The sequence below is a fragment of the Thermovenabulum gondwanense genome, from assembly GCF_001601575.1.
GTDB classification, from domain to species: Bacteria; Bacillota; Thermosediminibacteria; order Thermosediminibacterales; family Thermosediminibacteraceae; genus Thermovenabulum; species Thermovenabulum gondwanense.
In genome coordinates this window covers 1-3,018 of the sequence record NZ_LOHZ01000029.1, presented here as the reverse complement: position 1 = coordinate 3,018, position 3,018 = coordinate 1, and the positions used below count along the sequence as shown (strand labels likewise).

Genomic DNA, 3,018 nt, shown 5'->3' with positions numbered 1-3,018 from the left:
TAAAACAGCACCTTGAAAACTGCACAGAGGTAATGGGAGAAGCTCATACGAAGTGAAGGCGAGAGGGTCAAGCTACTAAGGGCACACGGTGGATGCCTTGGCGCAAGGGGGCGAAGAAGGGCGCGGCAAGCGGCGAAACGCTCCGGGGAGCTGCAAGCAAGCTACAAACCGGAGGTACCCGAATGGGGGAACCCACCGCGGGGGAACCCGCGGTATCCTATGCTGAATCCATAGGCATAGGAGGCGAGACCGGGGGAACTGAAACATCTAAGTACCCCGAGGAAAAGAAATCAAGAGAGATTCTCCAAGTAGCGGCGAGCGAAAGGGGAGGAGCCCAAACCCATCATGTGTAGAAGGCCGTCACCGTTGCATGATGGGGGTTGAGGGAGTGTCCGAGCCCGAGGACGGTAGGGCGGACTGATTACCGGGCGAGTCGAACGCAGCTGGGAAGCTGGACCGAAGAAGGTGAAAGTCCTGTAGGCGAAGTCCGGGTAATGAGTCTGGGCACATCCCGAGTACCACGGGACACGAGGAACCCCGTGGGAAGCAGGGAGGACCATCTTCCAAGGCTAAATACCACCTTGCGACCGATAGTGGAGTAGTACCGTGAGGGAAAGGTGAAAAGCACCCCGGGAGGGGAGTGAAATAGGACCTGAAACCGTGTGTCTACAAGCAGAGGGAGCGGAAGCGACCTCGTACTTTTTGCAGAACGGACCGGCGAGTTACTGTGCCAAGCGAGGTTAAGGTGTGGGAGCACCGGAGCCGAAGCGAAAGCGAGTCTTAAGAGGGCGATAGTTTGGCGCAGTAGACCCGAAACCGGGTGATCTACCCATGGCCAGGGTGAAGCGGGATTAAACTCTCGTGGAGGCCCGAACCTTGTTGACGTTGAAAAGTCATGGGATGAGCTGTGGGTAGGGGTGAAATGCCAATCGAACCCGGAGATAGCTGGTTCTCCCCGAAATAGCTTTAGGGTTAGCCTCAACGGAGAAGCACCTGGAGGTAGAGCACTGAATGGGCTAGGGGCCGAGAGGTTACCGAACCCTATCAAACTCCGAATGCCGGGTGTGGATAGTTGGGAGTCAGACTATGGGGGATAAGCTTCATAGTCGAGAGGGGAAGAGCCCAGACCGACAGCTAAGGTCCCGAAGTGAGTCTAAGTGGGGAAGGATGTGGCACTGCAGAGACAGCCAGGATGTTGGCTTAGAAGCAGCCATCATTTAAAGAGTGCGTAATAGCTCACTGGTCTAGCGGTGCTGCGCCGAAAATGTAACGGGGCTAAAGGCTCACACCGAAGCTTCGGATAGCGCGGGAAGCGTTATGGTAGGGGAGCGTTCCTACCGGGTAGAAGTCGTACTGTAAGGTATGGTGGACTGGTAGGAAGAGAGAATGCCGGTATAAGTAGCGAGAGGCAGGTGAGAATCCTGCCCGCCGAAAGCCTAAGGGTTCCTGAGGAAGGTTCGTCCACTCAGGGTAAGCCGGGGCCTAAGCCGAGGCGAGGAGCGTAGGCGATGGACAACGGGTTGATAATCCCGTGCCACCTGAGGCCGATTGACCGAGGGGGTGACGCAGGAGGGTAGGCTGAGCGCGCGGTTGGTAGAGCGCGTCCAAGCCTGAAGGCAAACCGGGCAGGGAAATCCGTCCGGAGTAGCTGAAGGGTGACGGGGAGGGAAAACAAGTACCGAAGCAGCTGAACCCAGACTGCCGAGAAAAGCCTCTAGGGAGGCCGAGGGTGCCCGTACTGCAAACCGACACAGGTAGGCGAGGAGAGAATCCTAAGGCGAGCGGGAGAACCCTCGTTAAGGAACTCGGCAAAATGACCCCGTAACTTCGGGAGAAGGGGTGCCCTACGGATAGTAGGGTCGCAGAGAGCAGGCCCAAGCGACTGTTTAGCAAAAACACAGGTCTCTGCTAAGGAGAAATCCGACGTATAGGGGCTGACGCCTGCCCGGTGCTGGAAGGTTAAGGGGAGGGCTTAGCCGGAAGGCGAAGGTCTGAACCGAAGCCCCAGTGAACGGCGGCCGTAACTATAACGGTCCTAAGGTAGCGAAATTCCTTGTCGGGTAAGTTCCGACCCGCACGAATGGCGTAACGACTTGGGCGCTGTCTTGACGAGGGGCCCGGCGAAATTGTAGTATGAGTGAAGATGCTCATTACCCGCAGCTGGACGGAAAGACCCCGTGGAGCTTTACTGTAGCCTGATATTGGATCTTGGCATTGGATGTACAGGATAGGTGGGAGGCGTAGAAGCTAACTCGTCAGGGTTAGCGGAGCCGGCGGTGGGATACCACTCTTCCGGTGCTGGGGTTCTAACCAATGTCCGTGGAGCCGGACAGGGGACAGTGTCAGGTGGGCAGTTTGACTGGGGCGGTCGCCTCCTAAAGGGTAACGGAGGCGTCCAAAGGTCACCTCAGCGCGGTTAGGAATCGCGCGGTGAGTGCAAAGGCAGAAGGTGGCCTAACTGCGAGGGAGACATTCCGAGCAGTGTCGAAAGACGGGCTTAGTGATCCGGCGGTACTGGATGGGAAGGCCGTCGCTCAACGGATAAAAGCTACCCCGGGGATAACAGGCTGATCTCCCCCAAGAGTCCACATCGACGGGGAGGTTTGGCACCTCGATGTCGGCTCGTCGCATCCTGGGGCTGGAGTAGGTCCCAAGGGTTGGGCTGTTCGCCCATTAAAGCGGCACGCGAGCTGGGTTCAGAACGTCGTGAGACAGTTCGGTCCCTATCCGCTGCGGGCGCAGGATACTTGAGGGGTACTGTCCCTAGTACGAGAGGACCGGGATGGACGGACCGATGGTGTACCAGTTGTACTGCCAAGTGCACAGCTGGGTAGCCAAGTCCGGGAGGGATAAGCACTGAAAGCATCTAAGTGCGAAGCCTGCCCCAAGATAAGGTATCCCATCCTGAAAAGGGAGTAAGGCACCTGGGAGACGACCAGGTAGATAGGCCGGGGGTGTAAGGGCTGTAAGGCCTTGAGCCGACCGGTACTAATGAGCCGAGGGCTTGACCAAAAAAAG

Annotated in this window: 1 rRNA gene; it reads left to right on the top strand. The window is 57.5% G+C overall.

Going from position 1 to position 3,018, the window contains the following annotated elements:
* The first annotated feature begins 65 nt into the window (after positions 1-65).
* Positions 66-3,012: ribosomal RNA gene (locus ATZ99_RS06310) — 23S ribosomal RNA — on the top strand.
* The last annotated feature ends 6 nt before the right edge of the window (positions 3,013-3,018 follow it).